Origin of the sequence: Streptomyces phyllanthi, assembly GCF_009377205.1 — a bacterium.
In the GTDB taxonomy this organism is placed as follows: domain Bacteria; phylum Actinomycetota; class Actinomycetes; order Streptomycetales; family Streptomycetaceae; genus Streptomyces; species Streptomyces phyllanthi.
The window spans coordinates 1-2,236 of sequence record NZ_VJZE01000810.1 but is presented as its reverse complement, the minus strand read 5'-3'; the positions used below and the strand labels follow the sequence as shown (position 1 = coordinate 2,236).

2 protein-coding genes are annotated in these 2,236 nt (G+C 74.2%); both read left to right on the top strand.

Features of this window, described 5'->3' with window-relative positions:
* The first annotated feature begins 87 nt into the window (after positions 1–87).
* Entirely contained in the window at positions 88–1,737 is a 1,650-nt protein-coding gene (locus FNH04_RS45110) for an IucA/IucC family protein (RefSeq protein ID WP_322725696.1), read from the top strand.
* The coding region (locus FNH04_RS45105; protein WP_194237037.1) for an alanine racemase at positions 1,734–2,236 on the top strand (503 nt) is incomplete at its 3' end. The genes FNH04_RS45110 and FNH04_RS45105, both read left to right, overlap by 4 nt.

Here is a 2,236-nt window from a genome sequence, read left to right as displayed (position 1 = left end):
CGCACCCCTCGCACCCCTCACACCCCTCACACTCCCCGTCCCTCGCGTTCCGCCCGTTCCTCCCTCCTCCCCACCGCCGACGACGCCGTGGCCCACACGCTCCTCAACTGCCTGCTGCGTGAGGTGGCAGGCCCGGAGCGGCAGACCACGCTCACCGACGGCCATCTGCTGCTGGGCCTGCCCCGCAGTGGAGTACTGCTGCGGGTCGCCCTGCGCCGTACGTCGCTGCTCGGCGCCCACCGCTTCACCGGCCCGGTGCACGAGGAGACCGCCACCGGCCGGCGGGAGATCGACTGGCGCCGCCTCGCCACGTACACCCACGACGAGCTCTTCCTCCGCACCGGCGTGCGCAACGAGGAGTTCCTGGAGCAGGTCGCCTCCAGCCACCGCACCGTCTCCGACGCCCTGGCCGCCCGCGGGGCCACAGAGCGCGAGGAGCACCTCGACTACCTCGCCTCCGAGCAGTCCCTCCTCTTCGGGCACCGCTTCCACCCCACGCCCAAGGCGCGCACCGGAGACGCGGACGCGTGGCGGGCGTACGCGCCGGAGGCACGGGCGTCGTTCCCGCTGCGGCACCTGGCCGTGCGCGAGCACCTGATCGCCGAGGAGACCGCCGGGCCCGGCGCCACCGACGTACTCGACGGAAGACGCGCCGACGTCCCGGACGGCTACCGGCTGCTGCCCGCGCATCCCTGGCAGTACGAGATGCTGCGCTCCCACCCGGCCCTGCGCGAGGCGCTCGGCCGCGGGGACATCCTCGACCTGGGTCCGGGCGGCCGGCCCTTCGCCGCCACCGCGTCCGTACGGACCCTCTTCGACGGCGACACCTTCCTGAAGTTCAGCCTCAACGTCCGCATCACCAACTGCCTGCGCAAGAACGCAAGTTACGAACTCTCCGGCGCCGTGGCCCTCACCCGTGTCCTCGCCCCGGTGCTGGCCGGTCTGGAGGACCGCTTCCCGGGCAGCGCCCTGCTCCGCGAACCCGCCTACCGCAGCCTCGCTCTCCCCGGCCCCGACGGCACCCCGGACCGCACCCTGCTGGAGGGCTTCGGCGTCATCGTGCGCGAGGGCCTCTCCCGGCGTCTGCTGCCCGGAACGACCCCGCTGCTCGCGGCCGCCGTCGCCGACGAGTACCCGACCGGCCCCGCACACCTGTCCCGACTCCTCGACGGAGCCGGTCCGGGAACCGCCCTCGACTGGTGGGACGCCTATCTGCGGCTTCTCGTCCCGCCGGTGCTGGCCGCGTACTTCGACCACGGCCTGGTCCTCGAACCCCACCTGCAGAACGTGCTGATCTGCGTCGACGCCGACGGCATGCCCGCGCAGGTCCTCTTCCGCGACCTGGAGGGCACCAAGCTCGTCCCCGAGCACCACGCGGACACGCTCGCCGCGCTGCCGCCCGAGGTGGCGGGCCCGATGACCTACGACGCCCGGCGCGGCTGGGACCGCGTCGTGTACTGCCTGCTGGTCAACCACGTCGCCGAACTCCTCGCCGCGCTCGCCGATCTGCACCCGCGGCTGGAAGCCGGGCTGTGGGCGAGGGCGCGCGCCACCCTCCAGGCATACGCGGACCACCACGGCCGCCCGCCCCGCCTCGCCGCCCTGCTGGCCGGGGCACCCCTGCCCGCCAAGGCCAATCTGCTCACCCGCTGGGAACGCAGGGCCGACCGCACGGCCGGGTACGTCCGTCTGCCCTCCCCCCTCGCCGAGGACGTCCTGAGCCGGAGCACCCGATGACCGAACCCACGTCCGCCGTCCGCGACCGCATCATGTCCCTGACGGCCACCGAACTCCCGGCGTACGTCTACGACCTGGCCGCCCTGCGCGAGCACGCCGCGTCCGTACGGTCCGCCCTGCCGCCACGCGTCGAGCTGTACTACGCGGCGAAGGCCAACCCCGAGCCGGAGATCCTCACCGCCCTCGCTCCCCACGTCGACGGCTACGAGGTGGCGTCCGGAGGCGAGCTCACCCATGTCGCCGAGGCCGTTCCGGGACGCCCGCTGGCCTTCGGCGGCCCGGGCAAGACGCCGGACGAGATCACGGCCGCGCTGGAGCGTGGCGTGGCGCGGTTCCACGTGGAGAGCGAGCACGAACTGCGCGTCCTGGCCGAGCTGGCCCGGCGCGTCGTACCGGGGCGGCGGGTGGCGGTCCTGCTCCGCTTCAACCTCGCCGTCGCCGACGGCGCCCTGGCGGGCAGCTCGCTCGCCATGGGCGGCCGCCCCACCCCGTTCGGCCT